Origin of the sequence: Mycobacterium sp. WUMAC-067, assembly GCF_020217485.1 — a bacterium.
Lineage (GTDB): Bacteria > Actinomycetota > Actinomycetes > Mycobacteriales > Mycobacteriaceae > Mycobacterium.
The window spans coordinates 120,711-137,426 of record NZ_JAEKMI010000008.1; the positions used below are offsets into that span (position 1 = coordinate 120,711).

Genomic DNA, 16,716 nt, shown 5'->3' on the forward strand with positions numbered 1-16,716 from the left:
CCTCCTGCGGCGGGACGGAAACCGCATCATGCATCGCTGTTCAGCCCGGCGTCGGCCACCCGGGTGAACTCGGCGCGCATCGTCTCGACGTAGCGCGAGATGGACCCGCGGGCGACGTCGGTGCCGGGGTAGGCGACCACCAGCTGCGTTTTGTCGTGCATGCGATTGACCCACATGCACACCGTCTCCGAGAGCCGGTTGTCACCCCACACACCGGCGCGCAGGCCGTCGAAGTAGTCGCCGAACGGCAACTTGCGAATGTCGATGTAGGACAGCATCGGAACCGGTCGGTCCGGTACCTCGATGGGGCCTGACGATCGGTCCGGCGCCTCGAGCAGGTGGTAGTAGGGCACAGCGCCCAGGGCCGTGTTCGCGTCAAACGATGCCTGGGCGGCGGCGACGACCTCGTCGAACGAGGCGCCGGCGGTCGGAATTGCCAACGGGACGAAACTGGCCAACCATCCGACCGCGGTGGCGTGGGCGGGATCCCGGCGGTTGTCGAACGGCGTGAGGCCGAAATATGTTGCGGCGCTGGTCAACCGGTGCTCGGCCAGGGCGGCGCAGGCGAACACGCCACCGCTGAAACGCGCACCCGCGGCGCGGCATGCCGCTTCGAACCGTCGGCCCTGGTCGTCATCGATCAGGTCGAACACGTCGATGGCCCCCGGCGTATCCGCGGCCGCCTCGCCCAGCTCCAGCGGAAATTTCGGCAGCGCCCCGTTGTTCGCCGCGAGAAAGGCCCGCCACGACCGGATCTCGGGCGACTCTTCGTTCAGGCTCCTGGTGTACGCGTGCTGATTCGCGCTGTATTCGCGATGGCTGGCGGCGGGCGCCAACGGACTCTGCGCCTGCTGCAGCGCGCTGAAGTACATTGTCTGGATGTCGAGGAAGATCACCCCGGCCGACATACCGTCGGCGCGCAGGTGGTCTACGGCGATAAAGACCGTGAACCGGTCGTCGCCCTGGATGACGCCGAAGGTGAAGCAGTCCCATTGCAGGGGATCGGGAGTGTCGAGAAGCAGTTTGCGGATCTGCGGCGGGCCCATCCTCCCGAGATCCGTTGGCGCCAAAGTGATGACCTCCGGGTCGGCAATGACGTAGCGAAGGACCTCGTCGCCGTCGCCGAAGGCAAACCGGTCGTGGTAGGTGTCGTGGCGCCGCAGGTGCGCATTCACGGCGTACGTCATCGCATCGATATCGCAGACACCGCTGATTTCCCAGGCCCCGATGCACAACCGTGGGATATCACGGCCCCGGCTGACCTGGCGTCGGTAGTACCGAAGATGTTGCGATTGCTGATAACTGACCGGCGCCGGATGGTATTGCGCTTCGGCCGCGCGCCGATAGGTGGTCGCGGTGGGGTACCAGGATACGACGGTGCCCTCGGCCGTCCAGTCCTCAACCGTGCCCAAGAACATGCGTTACCTTTCGTCCGTCAGCTGGTGACGCCAGTTCGGATGACCTTAACGGCACCGCGCATGAGTTGCTGAACGAGCTGAGGGCCCAAAGAGCCCCGCTACGCGGGCCTGGCGATTGGCGCACCGCCGGATGCGTCGACGAATGCGCGCGAGAGATTAAGTTCAGCGTGATGTGAGTTGGCGACCCGCATGTTGCCAAGCGGCGCAAAGTGATGACTCGCCGGCGCGCCTGCGGCGCAATCATGAATTCCCCTTTCGGGCCCGAGCAATTCCCCAGGAACTTCTGACAACTCGTCGCGTGCCCGTGTGAGGTCATCGACGATGGGGGGTCATTAAAGCGCGTGCGTTAACACAGAACTGCTGCCCGAACAAGCATTTATCTCGACGCGATGACCAACCTGTCGATTCCCACCCACAGAGCGCTGTCTTGGCGAAGCCACCCGAGACGATGCTGGGCCTGCCGAAACGGCGCCTCGGTTACCATATCGTGATGTATGGCCGTATTGGAATAGTGTCAGCCGAACCTTTCTGGCACGGATGGTCCGGGCAAACAACATAGCCATGCTCAAAAGTGCGGTGGCACTGGGTCGCACGCTCCCGCCGATACGAAGGCGGCACGTGATTGGGCCGGATCCCCAGCGCTGTCAGCAAACTGCGCGTCAGTTTCGTCCAAATATTAGGCGGAGCTCAGGGGCGATTAACGCGTCGGTTTCCCTGGGGCGTTCAACAGTTCAATGAACCCCGCCTCGGCGAACCCGCAGACCGAACGCTTCGCACGTGGATTCGAAGGCGACCGCGAGGTTTTGGCAGCGCACTGACATTTGACAATGTTGACTCAGGGTTACGCGCAGACAAACAGTTGGGGAATCATCGACGATGGTCGTCCGACACCCGCCGTTCCCCTCCCGCGAGATTCCTACAGAAGGACGTTAACGATGCCCGATGAGCTCCGGGGGTCGGCCAAGCTCTTCGATGCCCTGACCACCAAGGGCACCGCCTTCACCGAGGATGAGCGCCGGCGATTCGGCCTGATGGGCCTGCTGCCCACGACGGTGAAGACCCTCGAACAACAAGCCGAGCACTGCTGGCACGAATTCTCCACTCGCCGCGACGATCTGGACAAGCACATTTATCTGCGGGCGTTGCAGGACCGCAACGAGACGTTGTTCTACCGCGTTTTGCTCGACCACATCCCCGAGGCCCTGCCGATTGTCTACACGCCCACCGTGGGAGAGGCGTGCCAGCGTTTCAGTGAGATCTACCGGAGGCCGCGGGGACTGTTCGTGTCCTACGCCGAGGGGGACTGCCTTGAGGAGGTGCTGAACAATCGGCCCCAGCGCGAGGTGGACGTGATCGTGGTGACCGACGGGCAGCGGATCCTCGGGCTGGGCGATCAGGGTATCGGCGGCATGGGCATCCCGATCGGAAAGCTGTCCCTCTACACCCTCATTGGTGGCATCGACCCCGCTCGCACTCTCCCGATCGTGCTCGATGTGGGAACCGACAACAGCGAACTGCTCGATGACCCTCGGTATCTGGGCTGGCGGCACCGCCGTATCGACGACGACGATTACTACGCGTTCATCGACAAGTTCGTCGCCGCGGTGCACAAGCAGCTACCCAATGTGCTGGTGCAGTGGGAGGACTTCGCGACCACACATGCGCTACCGATCCTCGCCCGCTACCGCGACAAACTCCTTACCTTCAACGATGACATCCAGGGGACGGCCGCCGTCACCGTGGGAGCGCTGCACGGTGCCGCCAAGGTCGCGGGCCGCCCCCTGTCGCAGCAACAGGTCGTCATGCTCGGCGCCGGTGCGGCCGGCATCGGGGTGCTCGACATGATTCGCCGCCAAATGGTGAACGAGGGATTGTCCGAAAAGGCTGCCTCGGAGCGCATCTGGGTTGTCGACGTGGAGGGGCTCCTCACGGATGACCGCGCCGACCTCTCCGACGCGCAACGGGGATTCGCCCAGCCGGCGGGCCGGGTGGCGGGCTGGGGCGTGTCCGGACGCGTCCGGCTCGCCGACGTCGTCCACCATGTCGACGTCGGTGTGCTGCTCGGCCTGTCCACCGCCGCGGGCGCGTTCACCGAAGCCATCGTGCGTGAAGTCGCCGGCAAGACCGACCGGCCGATCATCTTCCCGCTGTCCAACCCGACGAGCCGGGCCGAGGCGTACCCGGCGGAGTTGGATCAGTGGACCGACGGGCGCGCCCTGATCGCTACCGGATCGCCGTTCGCGCCGCTGCGCCGCGGCGGGGTGGAGCGCCCTGTCGCCCAATGCAATAACGTCTACATCTTTCCCGCGATGGGTCTGGCCGTGACCGCGGCCCAGGCGACTCGAGTCACCGACGAGATGATGCGCGTCGCCGCCCAGACCTTGGGGGAGGCGTCGCCGGCTCTCGCGGATCCCGACCAGCCGTTGCTGCCCGCGTGGTCGGATGTGCCCGATGTCGCCGTCAGCATCGCGCGCGCCGTCGCCGTGCAGGCGGTGGCCGACGGCGTCGCCCCGGCCCGCAGCGACGCGGAACTCGGCGAACGCATCGCCGAGGTGCGGTGGCGCCCCCGATATCCAACCGCAGCCAGCCAGTGAGCCCAGGAATGGCGCCCACAACGAGTTCGGTGGGCGCTGCGCGGGTTCATCCCTGACCCGGGGCGAGCGCTGGCCCACCGCGTTACTTTAGGGTAGCCTAACCTAATCGCGATACGGGAGGTTGCCGACGTGCGCACCGCGATTCACCATCCGCTGATATCGGGGATGGACATCCGCCGAGAGCTGCCGGTCCATGAATCCAGCCGTCGCCTGCGCGGACTCTTTCCCGCGTGCCCGTTGGTGTATGGCATCGCCGTGCTCGACGATGTCGCGCGACATCGCTGGTGGCCCCTCGATTCCACGCGGACCGACACCCTGCTGCGGGCGATGTTCGACGATGCCGTGGACAACATCGGTCCCCACGCCGCCGCACGGCAGCTGGCGGCCAGCCTGATCCACGAGATCATCGGGCGGATGCTGCCGCTGGTGCTGCTGGAAGGAAGGGCCTGGGACGTGGGCCTGGAGAATCTCTGGCTGCACCGCGATCGGGACGGTGCGATCGATTGGGCCGCCGTGGTGGACCCCACGCTGCGCGTGCTGCCCGACGATCCCTGCGTGGTCGCGCCCGGCGGCGATGCCCGCGGGTGGCGTGCGCGCCAGGAGGGGCTGATAACGCTGCCGAACGAAGGGGCGCTGGCGATTTGGGTAGCGCATCGCTGCCACCGAAGCCTGACGCGGCTGTTCGACTCGGTGCACGCAATCAGCAACGGCGCCGTCTCGATCACGGCGATGTGGCACATCGTGGGATCGGCGACCATCGGGGTCGCCGCACAGATTCCACGCGCGGCGTCCGTGGACGACCACGTGATCACCCGCCGAAGCCAAGCCATCCTCGACGCGATGGTCGGATTCGGGCTGCCGGTACGCCGATCACGCTGCGCGGCAGCGCCTTTGCTTACCGCACCCGCCGGCTCTCATTGAGCGGCACTGAAACCGCGCCGTCGTCGCGCCCGTCCGGGCCCCTCGTGCCCGACAGCTTTCGAACCGTCGGGCCCCGCGTGGTATGTTCGCCGACGTGAACATCGGCGTGCGCGCGTATTGGCGCTTTATCGTGGCTCCGGGTGGAGCCGGCGATGCGGCGTCTGGTTGACGCACCCGCACGACTGAGACCCGGAGCCCAGCAGTGACCACAAGGTCGCTGCTTTTCGCTTTTCAGGGCATCGGGAACCAGCGGGCGTGCCCTGGCGGCCAACACAGAAAGACACACCCACCATGTCCCTCACCGACTTACCCACAGCTGTCGACACGTCCGACCACCGGATCGTCTCCTTCCGTGAACTCTCGGCTCCCGCCGCGATTCGCACCGAACTTCCGCTGACCCCTGCGCGCGCCCAGGCCGTCCAGCGCGACCGTGACGAGGTATCGGCGATCCTGGCCGGCCACGACGAACGGCTGCTACTCGTGGTCGGCCCCTGCTCGGTGCACGATCCCGTTGCCGCGCTGGACTACGCACGCCGGCTCGCCCCGCTTGCCGCCCAGTACGCCGAACGGCTGAAGATCGTGATGCGGGTCTACTTCGAAAAGCCGCGCACCACCGTCGGCTGGAAGGGACTTATCAACGACCCCGCGATGGATGGCAGCTTCGACGTGGAACGCGGCATCCGCACCGCCCGCGGGCTGCTGCTCGACATCATCGACGTCGGCCTCCCGGTAGGGTGCGAATTCTTGGAGCCCACCAGCCCGCAATACATCGCCGACGCGGTCGCCTGGGGCGCGATCGGCGCACGGACCACCGAATCGCAGGTGCACCGCCAATTGGCATCCGGGTTGTCGATGCCGGTCGGATTCAAGAACGGCACCGACGGCAACATCCAAGTCGCCATCGACGGCGTCAAAGCCGCGGCGGCGCCCCACCATTTCTTCGGAACCGACGACGTGGGCCGCGCGGCCGTCGTCGAAACGATGGGCAATCCCGACTGCCACGTCATCCTGCGGGGCGGCACCGCCGGCCCGAATTACGATGCGGCCTCGGTGGACACGGCCATCGAACGGTTGCGCAGCACCGGCCTTTCCGAGCTGGTCATGATCGACTGCTCACACGCCAACTCCGCCAAAGATCATGTGCGACAGGCCGAGGTCGCCGCCGAGGTGGCCGCGCGCGTCGCGGCGGGCGAGCGAGGTATCGCCGGCCTGATGCTGGAGAGCTTCCTGGTGGCCGGCGCCCAATCGCTCAGTGGCGAACTGACATACGGCCAATCCGTCACCGACGCCTGCATGGACTTCGGCACCACGGCGCGCTTGCTGGCGGAGCTCTACGAGGCCTTGGGCTGAACGCGGGGTGCAGCGTGCGGTGCGGTGCTCAGCGCGCCGAAACCTGGCCGGCGATGGCCTTTTTGTCAATCTTGCCGATCGGCGTGGTGGGCAGCGCGGTCATCGGAACCAAGACGTCGGGCCGGGCGTGTGCGGCCACGCCACGCTCGTCGAGGTAGCCGTTCAGCTCCGCAAGTGAAAGCTCTTGTCCTTTGAAAACGACCGCTGCACAGATCTTCTCGCCCAGGTAAGGGTCGGGCAACGCCACCGCGGCCGCCGAGAAGATCGCCGGATGGCTGTGCATCTGCTCCTCGAGGTCTACCGCGGAAACGGTTTCGCCGCAGCGGCAGATGACGTCCTTGACGCGGCCGGTGACCACCACGTAGCCGTCGTCGGTGATCCGGACCAGGTCACCGCTGCGGAAGAAGCCCTGCGCGTCAAAGTAGCGCTCATTGTCGCGCTCGGCGCGAAAGTAGCCGTTGAACGTGTAGGGCCCGCGGACCAGCAATTCGCCTTCCGCGCCCGCCGGCACCGGCCCACCGGCCCCGTCGACGACGCGCAATTCATCGGCGGCAGACAACGGCCGCCCCTGCGTGTGCTCGGTGAGGTCGGGTGGATCATCGAGGCGCGTGTAGTTCAGCAGTCCCTCGGCCATCCCGAATACCTGCTGCAGGCCCGGCGTCAAGGCGGCGCGCACCAAGCGGGCGTCCTCGGGCTCCAGCTTGGCGCCGCCGACTTGCAAGAGCCGCAAGGATTTCGGAGTCACCGGTTCCCACTCGCAGGCCTGCGCCCACAGTTTGGCCAGGGCCGGCACCAGGGCGGTGACCGTGACGCCGTGGCGGTCGATGGCGGCGAAGGCCGCCTCGGGGCTGGGATCGGTGCCGAACACGGTGGCGGCGCCCACCGTCATCGCGCCGAGCAGGCCAGGACAGGCGAGCGGAAAATTGTGTCCGGCCGACAGCACCGCAAGATAGACGTCGTCGCAGGTGAGCCGGCAGAGTTCGGCGCTGGCCGTCGCGTTGAACACGTAATCGTCATGGGTGCGGGGGATGAGCTTGGGTGTGCCCGTCGTGCCACCCGAAACCAGAAGCAGCGCAGGCGATCCCGGGTCGCCCGGCGCGGGTGGCGGGCCGACTGGGGCCTGCTCGCACAACTTCGCCCATGAGGTGAACGGTCCCGGGTCGCCGTCGACGATGACGTGCCGCAGCGCGCGGTGTTCCTCGACGAGGCCGAGCGCCATGGTTCGGTAGTCGAAACCCGCTGCCGTGTCGGCGATCAGTAGCCCGGTGGCCCCGCTGACCGCGGCGAAATGCCCGAGTTCGGCGGCCCGATGTCCCGGCAGGCACATCACCGGGATCGCCCCCGCCCGCAGCAGTCCGAACAGCGCCACCGCGAACTGGCAGCTGTTCGGCAGCTGCAGCAGCACCCGGTCGCCCGGGGCGATACCCAGTGCCCTCAGCCCCCCGGCGGCGCGATTAGCCTGGTCGTCGAGGTCCGCATAACTGAAGCCGGTACCGCCCACGGCGTCGAGCACGGCGATTCGGTCGGGCCACTGCCGCGCCGCGTCGGTCAGGATCGTGTCCAGGGGCCGTCCCGTCCAGTAGCCGGCCGCCTGGTAGGCGGCGGCGCGTTCAGCGGGGAACGGCACGAACCCGTCGAGGACTCCGGCCGGCGGCGGTGTGTTCGGGGTCATGGCTCCTCTGGCGGGGGCTTAGTAGCGGGGATGCAGGGAGTAAGGATAGGGTAACCAAAAAATTTAGGGCAGCCTGTGCTAATTCTGGGAGGGTCTGTGGTGCGCGCCCCGGCACGCTCGGAGGACATCCGGGCGGAGGTGGCCGAACTGCTCGGCGTCGACGTCGAGGCAGTTCAGCCGGGTAGCAACCTCATCGGTCAGGGCCTGGACTCGATCCGGATCATGACCCTGGCCGGACGCTGGCGCCGCCAGGGCCTCGCCGTCGATTTCGCCACGCTCGCCGAAATGCCGACCGTCGAGGCCTGGGCGCGATTGGTCGGCGCCGGCGGGCCGAGCGCTGATCGGCCCGCCGAGCCCGCCGATGCGCCCGCGGACGCTCAAGGATCCGGGGAGGACGAGCCCTTTTCGCTGGCCCCGATGCAGCACGCGATGTGGGTCGGCCGCCAGGAAAACCAGCAGCTCGGCGGCGTCGCGGGGCACCTCTACGTCGAATTCGACGGCGGACCGATCGATCCGGAACGCCTGCGCACCGCGGCCACCGCGCTGGCACGGCGTCACCCGATGCTGCGGGTGCGGTTCCTGCCCGACGGCACCCAGCGCATCACCCCGGCCGGCGAGTGCGGCGCGTTCCCGGTCCACGTCGAGGACCTGCGCGAGCGGCACACCGACGCGGTCGATCAGCGACTCGCCGCCATCCGCGCCGCCAAATCACACCAGCAGCTCGACGGCGCCGTGTTCGAACTGGCGGTGACGCTGCTCCCGGACCAACGGTCCCGGCTCCACGTCGACCTCGACATGCAGGCCGCCGACGCGATGAGCTATCGCACGCTGATGGCCGACCTCGCGGCGCTCTACCTCGGCCGCGACCTGCCCGAACTGCGCTACACCTACCGCCAGTACCGCCAGGCCATCGAGGCCGAAGACGCACGGCCGCAACCGGCCCGCGACGCGGACCGCGCCTGGTGGGCGCCGCGCCTCCCGGAGCTGCCGGACCCGCCCGCCTTGCCGACGGTCCGGGGCCGCGCCTGCAACGAGAGCACCCGGCGCTGGCACTGGCTGGACCCGCAGACCCGCGACGGGCTCTTCACCCGCGCCCAAGCGCGCGGATTCACCCCGGCGATGGCGCTGGCCGCGGGGTTCGCCAACACCCTGGCGCGCTGGTCGACGACGTCGCGCTTCCTGCTGAACGTCCCGCTGTTCGGGCGCCAGGCGTTGCACCCCGACGTCGACTCGTTGGTCGGGGACTTCACCTCCTCGCTGCTGCTCGACGTCGACCTCGCCGGCGCGGACACCGCGTCGGCCCGGACGCAGGTGGTGCAGGACGCGATGCGCACCGCGGCTGCCCATTCGGCCTATCCCGGGCTGTCGGTGCTGCGTGACCTCAGCCGCCATCGCGGCACCCAGGTGCTCGCGCCCGTCGTCTTCACCAGTGCGCTCGGGCTCGGCGAACTGTTCAGCTCCGAAGTGACCGGCCAATTCGGCACACCGGGGTGGATCATCTCCCAGGGGCCGCAGGTGCTGCTCGACGCGCAGGTCACCGAATTCGACGGCGGCGTCCTGGTGAATTGGGATGTGCGCGAAGGCATCTTCCCCGCCGGGGTCATCGACGCGATGTTCGCCCACCACATCGACGAGCTGCTCCGGCTGGCCGGCGCCGACGATGCCTGGGACGCGCTGGCCCCCCCGGCACTGCCCGAGGCTCAGCGGGCCGTGCGCGAGGCGATCAACGGTCGCACCGCCGAACCGAGCGGAGAAGCCTTGCACGACGGGTTCTTCCGGCAAGCCGAGCGGCAGCCCGATGCCCCGGCGGTCTGCGCCAGTTCCGGTGACCTCAGCTACGCGCGGCTACGCGACCAGGCGCTGGCCGTGGCGGCCGCGCTGCGTGCGGCAGGCATCACCGCCGGCGACACCATCGCGGTGATGGGCCCCAAAACCGCCGAACAGATCCCGGCGCTGCTGGGCATCCTGTCCGTCGGTGCTGCCTACCTGCCGATCGGCATCGACCAGCCACGCGACCGCGCCGAGCGCATCCTCGAATCCGCCCGCGTGAGCCTGGCCGTGGTGTGCGGCGGACAACGGCTGTCCACGCCGGTACCCGAAGTGGTGCTCGCCGACATCCTTCGCGATGCCCCCGCGGGCGCCGAGATCCAATCCGCGAGAATCGATCCCGCCGGGCTCGCCTACGTGTTGTTCACCTCCGGCTCCACCGGCGAGCCCAAAGGCGTCGAGGTCACCCACGACGCGGCGATGAACACCGTGGAATTCATCGCCCGCCACTTCGAGATCGGCCCGGCCGACCGGTGCCTGGCGCTGTCGACCCTGGAGGGCGACATCTCGGTGATGGACATCTTCGTCACCCTGCGCACCGGAGGGGCCATCGTGGTGGTCGACGAAGCGCAGCGGCGTGATCCCGACGCGTGGGCCCGGCTCATCGACGCGCACCAGGTCACGGTGCTGCATTTCATGCCCGGCTGGCTGGAGATGCTGGTCGAGGTCGGCCGCGGGCGGCTGTCCTCGGTGCGGGTGGTGCCCACCGGAGGCGACTGGGTGCGGCCCGAAGTGGTGCGCCGGCTGCGGGACGAGGCGCCCGACCTCCGGTTCGCGGGCCTCGGGGGCGCCACCGAAACCCCCGTGCACAACAGCATTTTCGAGGTGACCGAGCCGATACCGGAACACTGGACGTCGCTGCCCTTCGGCGTCCCGCTGCCCAACAACGCCTGCCGTGTCGTCGACGACAGCGGCGCCGACTGTCCCGACTGGGTCCCCGGCGAGTACTGGGTGTCCGGTCGCGGCATCGCGCGCGGCTACCGCGGACGTCCCGATCTCACCGCGGAACGCTTCGTCGAGCACGACGGCCGAATCTGGTATCGCACCGGGGACCTGGTCCGCTACTGGCCCGACGGCACCCTCGAATTCGTCGGCCGCGCCGACCATCGCGTCAAGATCAGCGGGTACCGCGTCGAGCTGGGCGAGATCGAGACCGCATTGCGGCGGGTGCCCGGGGTGCGCACGGCGGTGGCCGCCCTGATCTCCGTATCCGGGGAATCCGACGTGCTGGCCGCGCAGGTGTGCGCGGACGACGCCGCCCTGACCGCCGAGGGCATCCGGCGGGCGGTCGCCGACCTCGTTCCCGCACACATGATCCCGCGCCACATCGCGGTGGTGGAGCGGATCGGCTTCACCGATGCCGGAAAGCTCGACCGCCGCGCCGTGGTGCGCGAATTGGAAAACGCCGTGGCGCAATCGCAGCAGCCGGGGCACCGCGCGCCGTCGACGCCGTTGGAATCCGCGCTGGCGATGATCGTGGGCGACCTGCTCGGCCGGCAGAACATCGGTGTCGACGACGACTTCTTCGCGCTCGGCGGTGATTCGGTGCTGGCCACGCAGGCGGTGGCGCGAATTCGGGCATGGCTGGACGCGCCGGACATCATGGTCGCCGACATCTTCGCCAACCGAACCGTGTCGGCACTGGCCGCGGTCCTCAGCGCCGGCGAGCACGAACCCGGCCGGCTCGACCAGGTCGCCGAGCTATACCTCGAGGTTATCGGCATGGACGCCGAATCGGTTCTGGCGGCCTCTCAGCAACCCGCGAAATCATAAACGGCGCAATGACATTGAATAATCTGATCACCGTGTCCTCCACGTTCCCGTCCTGGATCAAACTGACCCGGGGCCGCAACGACGGGACCGCGGACCGCTCCGCGGGTGCCACCGTGGTATTCCCGCACGCCGGTGCGGCCGCCGCGAGCTACCGGGTGCTCGCCGCGGCGCTGGCCGCCGGCGGAGACACCTACGTCGTGCAGTACCCTCAGCGGGCCGACCGCCTCAGCGAACCCGCACACGAAAGCGTGCGCGACCTCGCCGCCAGCCTCTTCCGGGCCGCACCATGGCCCAGCGTCGCGCCACTGACATTGTTCGGCCACAGCATGGGCGCCGTCGTCGCCTTCGAATTCGCCCGCGTCGCCGAGATGCACGGCGCGGCCGTGCGCAAGCTCTGGGTTTCGGCGGGCCCACCGCCCTGCGTCGTCGCCGACATGCCCGAACTGCCGACCAGCGACGACGGGCTGCTGGCGGACATCGCCGATTTGGGCGGCACCGACCCCGAACTGCTTGCCGACGAAGAGTTCTCGGAACTAATGACCACCGCGGTGCGCGCCGATTACCAGGCCTTCAACCGCTACGACCCCAGCCCCGACGTCCGCATCGGCGCCGACATCCACGTGTTGGGCGGCCATGACGACCACCGCATCGGGACGGGCGTGCTGCGCCAGTGGGACAAGCACACCGCCGGATCCTTTGCCATGTCGCTGTATGACGGCGGGCACTTCTACGTCTACGACCACGTCGACGCGGTCGCCGCACAGGTGAACGCCGGGTGATACCAATGTCGGACGATGCGTACGGCGCCGAGGGCGTCGACCCTGTCGTGATCGTGGGGATGGGTGTCGAGGCGCCCGGCGGCATCGAAAACGCCGAGGGTTACTGGGATCTGCTGGCGCACGGCCGTGAAGCACTGGGACCGTTTCCCACCGACCGCGGTTGGGCCGTGCGCGAGCTGCTGGCCGGCTCCCGCCGCAGCGGATTCAAAGAGATTCACGATCGCGGCGGATTCCTCAGCGGGGCAACAACGTTCGACCCGGAGTTCTTCGGCATCTCACCACGCGAGGCCGTGGTGATGGACCCGCAGCAGCGGGTGTCGCTCCGGGTGGCCTGGCGCGCTTTGGAAACCAGCGGCATCAACCCCGACGACCTGGCCGGGCACGACGTGGGCTGCTTCGTGGGCGCCTCCGCCACCGGCTACGGACCCGAGATGGCCAGGTTCTCCGAACACAGCGGCCATCTGCTCGCCGGGACCGCCCTCAGCGTGATCTCGGGCCGCATCGCCTACACGCTGGGATTGGCCGGCCCGGCACTCACACTGGATTCTTCGTGCGCGTCCGCGCTGGTGGCATTCCACGTCGCGGTGCGCTCGCTGCAGAACGACGACTGCGACATGGCCATCGCGGGTGGGGTCAACGTGCTCGGCTCACCCGGCTTCTTCGTCGAGTTTTCCAAACAACACGCCCTCTCCGATGACGGGTACTGCCGCCCCTACAGCGCGCAAGCCAGCGGAACCGTGTGGGCCGAGGGAGCGGCGATGTTTGTGCTGCAACGCAAATCGGCCGCGCTGCGGGCCGGCCGGCAGATCCTGGCCGAGGTGCGCGCCACCGCCATCAACCAGGACGGGCGCAGCGCCGGGCTCAGCGCGCCCAGCGGCGACGCCCAGGTTCGCCTGTTCCAGCGGGCCATCACCCAGGCCGGGATCAAGCCCGCCGAGGTGGGCATGATCGAGGGGCACGGCACCGGCACCCGACTCGGCGACCGCACCGAATTGCGCTCGCTGGCACAGACCTACGGCGACACCGAAGCCGGCGCCGGGGCGCTGCTCGGTTCGGTGAAGTCCAACGTCGGGCACTCGCTGGCCGCCGCCGGCGCGCTGGGACTGGCCAAGGTGCTGGTCTCGGCAGAACACGGGGCGGTCCCGCCCACCCTGCACGCCGACAACGCCAGTCCCGAAATCGAGTGGGACAAACAGGGTTTGCGGTTGGCGCAGACTCTGACGCCCTGGCCGGCCGTCGACGGGCAGCGCATCGCCGCGGCCTCCGCGTTCGGGATCGCCGGCACCAACGCGCATCTGATCGTCTCCGTCCCCGAGGTCGCGTGATGCTCACCCATCGTCTGCCCGACGGGCGTATCCCGGTGCTGCTGAGCTCCCACGACCCCGAGCTGATCCGCAGGGACGCCGCGGCGATCCTCGATTACCTGGGCCGCGTCGACCCACCGAACGCGGCCGCCGCCGTCGCATCCACCCTGCTGCGGCTGCGGCGGGCGCGACGTCACCGCGCCGTGCTGCGAGCAGCCGACGGCGCCGAGCTGGTCGCCGGGCTGTCCGCGATCGCGCGGGGCGAAGAACACGAGCTGGTCACGCGATCCGCGAAGACGACGCCGCCGCGCATCGCGTTCGTGTTCCCCGGCCAGGGCAATCAATGGCAGGCGATGGGCGCCGACGCCTACCGTCAGCTGCCCGCCTACCGCGAGACGGCCGACCGGTGTGCGGGAGAGTTCGTCGTCGCCGGATTCGACTCCCCGCTCCCGTATCTGGTGGGGGAGGAAGAGCGCGGCTGGTCACGTGCCGAAATTCAGGGAGCACAGTTCACCCACGCGGTCAGCCTGGCCGAGGCATGGCGACACTGCGGGCTGCTGCCCGAAATCACCATCGGCCACAGCCTCGGCGAGGTGGCGGCGGCCTATGTGGCCGAAGCGATCTCGCTGCCCGACGCCGTCGCCCTCGTGGTCGCCCGCGCCACCGTCGTCGGCCGGCTGACGGGCCGCTACGCGATGGCGGTGCTGGGCACCGGCCTCGACATCGCCGAATCGCTGCTGGCCGAGGCTCCCGGCTGGGTGGAAGTCTCGGCGGTCAACGGGCCGTCGTCGACCGTGGTCGCCGGCGACCACGACGCGGTCGCCGCCGCGGTGCGTCTGGCGCAACGGCGTGACATCTTCACCCATCAACTGTCCGTCGACTACCCCGGCCACACCAGTGCACTACGCCCGTTGCGTGCCGGCCTGGCCGAGCTGACGCCGCAGTCGCGGTTCCGGGACGGGCCGGTGCGGTTCGTCGGCTCCACCCTGGGCGCCGAGTTGGGCGAAGCGACCGACTTCATCGAATACTGGTACGAAAACCTCTGCGGCACAGTGAGATTCGATCTCGCCGTGCAATACGCCCGCAGCTGCGGAGCCGATACGTTCGTGGAGCTCTCGGCGCACCCTGCACTGCTCTATCCGCTCGGCGACATCGTCGACGACGAGGCGGTCGTCGTCGGCTCGGGGCACCGCGACCGCCCCGTCACCGAATCCCTCTCGGCGAGCATCGCCGCCGTCGCGACCGCCGACCCCGGCTGCCGGTGGGCCGACGCCGTCCCGGCGGGTGAGCGGGCTCCACTGCGAGGGTTCCCGAACGCGCCGATGCGCGCGGTGCACCTCTGGGCAGCGCCGGAACGAGCCACCGAACCGGCCTCGGTGCCCGCGCTCACCGTGGCCGTCGAGGACTGGCAGCACACCACCTCGCCCATCGGTCCGAGCGCGACACGCCCCGGCATCGGCTTCGCCGGAACGGACGCGCTGACCCGGCAGCTGGCCGATGCCGCTGCGGCGCACGGCAATTGCCGCGTGGTGCCGCCGAACGAGGCGGAGATCCTCGCCATCGTGGCGCCGGGTATCGACGAGCTCGACGCCACGGCCGCGATCGAGCAGATCGCCGCCCGGCCCGATGCCGGCCTACCCGATTACCCCGCGCTCATCGGCCCACGATGCCGGGCCGTCTGGCTATTGACCGTCGGCGCCGAACACATCGATCGGGATGACACCACCGCCTCGCCGGCGCAGGCGGCCCTGGCGGCGATGCATCGCAGCGTCGGGTTCGAATTCCCGGACCAGGCCTTCGGGCATCTCGACCTCGAGCGCGCAGATGTGGACGCCGCGACCGCGCGCGCCGTCGTCGACGTGCTGTCGGGCGAGGCGGCCGAGGTCGCGTTGCGGGGCGGCGAGTCACCGCTGAGCCAGGTCCGACGCCACGTCCGAACATTCCGCGCGTGCCGCGAATCGGCGACCCACCGGCCCCTCGACGCCGCCGCCCTGGACGACGTGGTGATCACCGGCGGCAGCGGGGCCATCGGCCTGCAATACGCGCGGTTCTGCCTCGAACGCGGTGCCCGGAGCATCACCCTGTTGAGCCGCAACGGCGTGGACCCGGCCGCGCTGCGCGAGCTCGCCGACAGGCACGGCGCCGAAGTGCGCGCCCCGCAATGCGATATCACCGACCGCGCCGCGCTGGCCTCCGTGGCCGCCACGCACGCGGGTTCGGGGGCGTCGCTGCTCATCCACACCGCGGGCATCGCGCAGGCCCGCTCGCGCGCCGACCTCACCGGTGCCGATGTGGCGGCGGTGTGCGCCGCTAAGGTCCGCGGATTGGCGTTGATGGCCGAGGTTTGGCCGCTGCAACCGGACTGCCGAATCCTCGCCTGCTCCTCGGTGTTCGGAGTTTGGGGCGGCTACAACCACGCGGCCTACGCGGCGTCCAACCGGATGCTCGATGCGTTGGCCGCCAGGTTGCGTGCCGAAGGCCGCGACTGCATGGCGATCCGGTGGGGGCTGTGGCAGGGCGCTGGGGTGGTGGTCGGCAACGAGATCACCCGCACGGAACGCTCGGGGCTGGTGGCGATGGAGCCGGAGGTGGCGATCGAGGCCAGCCTGTACCGCTACGACGGCGACCCGCTGATTTTCGACGCCGACTTCGACCGGCTGCAGGTGTTCTTCGAAAGCCAGGGAATGCCAATGCCGTTCAGCGCTCCGCAGAGCGGCGACGTCGGGATGGCGGAAGACGCCGTGGTGGCGAAGCCCCTCGCCGACGTGGTGCGAACGGAATTGGCCGCGACCCTGCATCTGGGTGATTCGCTGTCGATCGACCCGGGCACGTCGCTGATCGACCTCGGGGTGGACTCGCTGCTTGCCCTCGATCTACGTAAGCGGCTGCGCCGGACGGTGGGGAACTCGGTTCCGGTGGCGCGCATGCTCGGCGGCATCACCGTCAACGAGCTGATCGACGCGCTGCGCGCCGACTCACCCGGCGGCCCCACGCCGCCGTCGCCCATCGAGCGCACCGGCGCCGCCAACGGTGCGCACCACTCAACGCTCGCGACGCTCGAAAGGTTGGACTCCTAGC

9 protein-coding genes are annotated in these 16,716 nt (G+C 68.9%); 7 read left to right on the forward strand and 2 right to left on the reverse strand.

Annotation, left to right across the window (positions count from 1 at the left end):
* Window positions 1-26 precede the first annotated feature (26 nt).
* A complete protein-coding gene (locus JF781_RS08195) occupies window positions 27-1,418 on the reverse strand; it encodes a condensation domain-containing protein (protein ID WP_225326932.1) in 1,392 nt (463 codons plus the stop codon).
* A gap of 935 nt (window positions 1,419-2,353) precedes the next feature.
* On the opposite strand from JF781_RS08195, the gene JF781_RS08200 reads away from it, so the two are divergent.
* The 3 genes from JF781_RS08200 to JF781_RS08210 all read left to right on the forward strand — a co-directional run bounded on the left by JF781_RS08200 (window position 2,354) and on the right by JF781_RS08210 (window position 6,283).
* Window positions 2,354-4,012, forward strand: coding sequence for an NAD-dependent malic enzyme (locus JF781_RS08200; RefSeq protein WP_225326931.1), 1,659 nt, complete (start codon window positions 2,354-2,356; stop codon window positions 4,010-4,012).
* A 129-nt stretch (window positions 4,013-4,141) separates the two neighbouring features.
* The gene (locus tag JF781_RS08205; RefSeq protein WP_225326930.1) at window positions 4,142-4,933 is read left to right on the forward strand and encodes an iron reductase; all 792 of its coding nucleotides are present in this window, start codon (window positions 4,142-4,144) and stop codon (window positions 4,931-4,933) included.
* Window positions 4,934-5,224: 291 nt separating this feature from the next.
* Window positions 5,225-6,283 carry a 3-deoxy-7-phosphoheptulonate synthase gene (locus JF781_RS08210; protein WP_225326929.1) on the forward strand — a complete coding sequence of 353 codons (1,059 nt, stop codon included), beginning with the start codon at window positions 5,225-5,227 and terminating at the stop codon, window positions 6,281-6,283.
* 28 nt (window positions 6,284-6,311) lie between these two features.
* Here JF781_RS08210 and JF781_RS08215 read toward each other — a convergent pair whose 3' ends face one another.
* Window positions 6,312-7,955 carry a (2,3-dihydroxybenzoyl)adenylate synthase gene (locus tag JF781_RS08215; protein ID WP_225326928.1) on the reverse strand — a complete coding sequence of 548 codons (1,644 nt, stop codon included), beginning with the start codon at window positions 7,953-7,955 and terminating at the stop codon, window positions 6,312-6,314.
* Between the two features lie 96 nt (window positions 7,956-8,051).
* Here JF781_RS08215 and JF781_RS08220 point away from each other — a divergent pair, with 96 nt between their 5' ends.
* Genes JF781_RS08220 through mbtD form a run of 4 tightly spaced genes read left to right on the forward strand, consistent with a single transcriptional unit; the run spans window position 8,052 to window position 16,715 of the window.
* On the forward strand, window positions 8,052-11,555 hold the full coding sequence (locus JF781_RS08220; protein WP_225326927.1) for a non-ribosomal peptide synthetase: 3,504 nt from the start codon (window positions 8,052-8,054) through the stop codon (window positions 11,553-11,555).
* A gap of 8 nt (window positions 11,556-11,563) precedes the next feature.
* Complete coding sequence (locus tag JF781_RS08225; RefSeq protein WP_225326926.1) at window positions 11,564-12,334, forward strand: thioesterase II family protein; 771 nt, start codon at window positions 11,564-11,566, stop codon at window positions 12,332-12,334.
* Between the two features lie 5 nt (window positions 12,335-12,339).
* Window positions 12,340-13,659: a polyketide synthase gene (locus JF781_RS08230; protein ID WP_225326925.1), complete on the forward strand. Its 1,320-nt coding sequence runs from the start codon at window positions 12,340-12,342 to the stop codon at window positions 13,657-13,659.
* Window positions 13,659-16,715, forward strand: coding sequence for a mycobactin polyketide synthase MbtD (gene mbtD, locus JF781_RS08235; protein WP_225326924.1), 3,057 nt, complete (start codon window positions 13,659-13,661; stop codon window positions 16,713-16,715). Before JF781_RS08230 ends, mbtD begins: the two co-directional genes overlap by 1 nt.
* Window position 16,716: the final 1 nt, after the last annotated feature.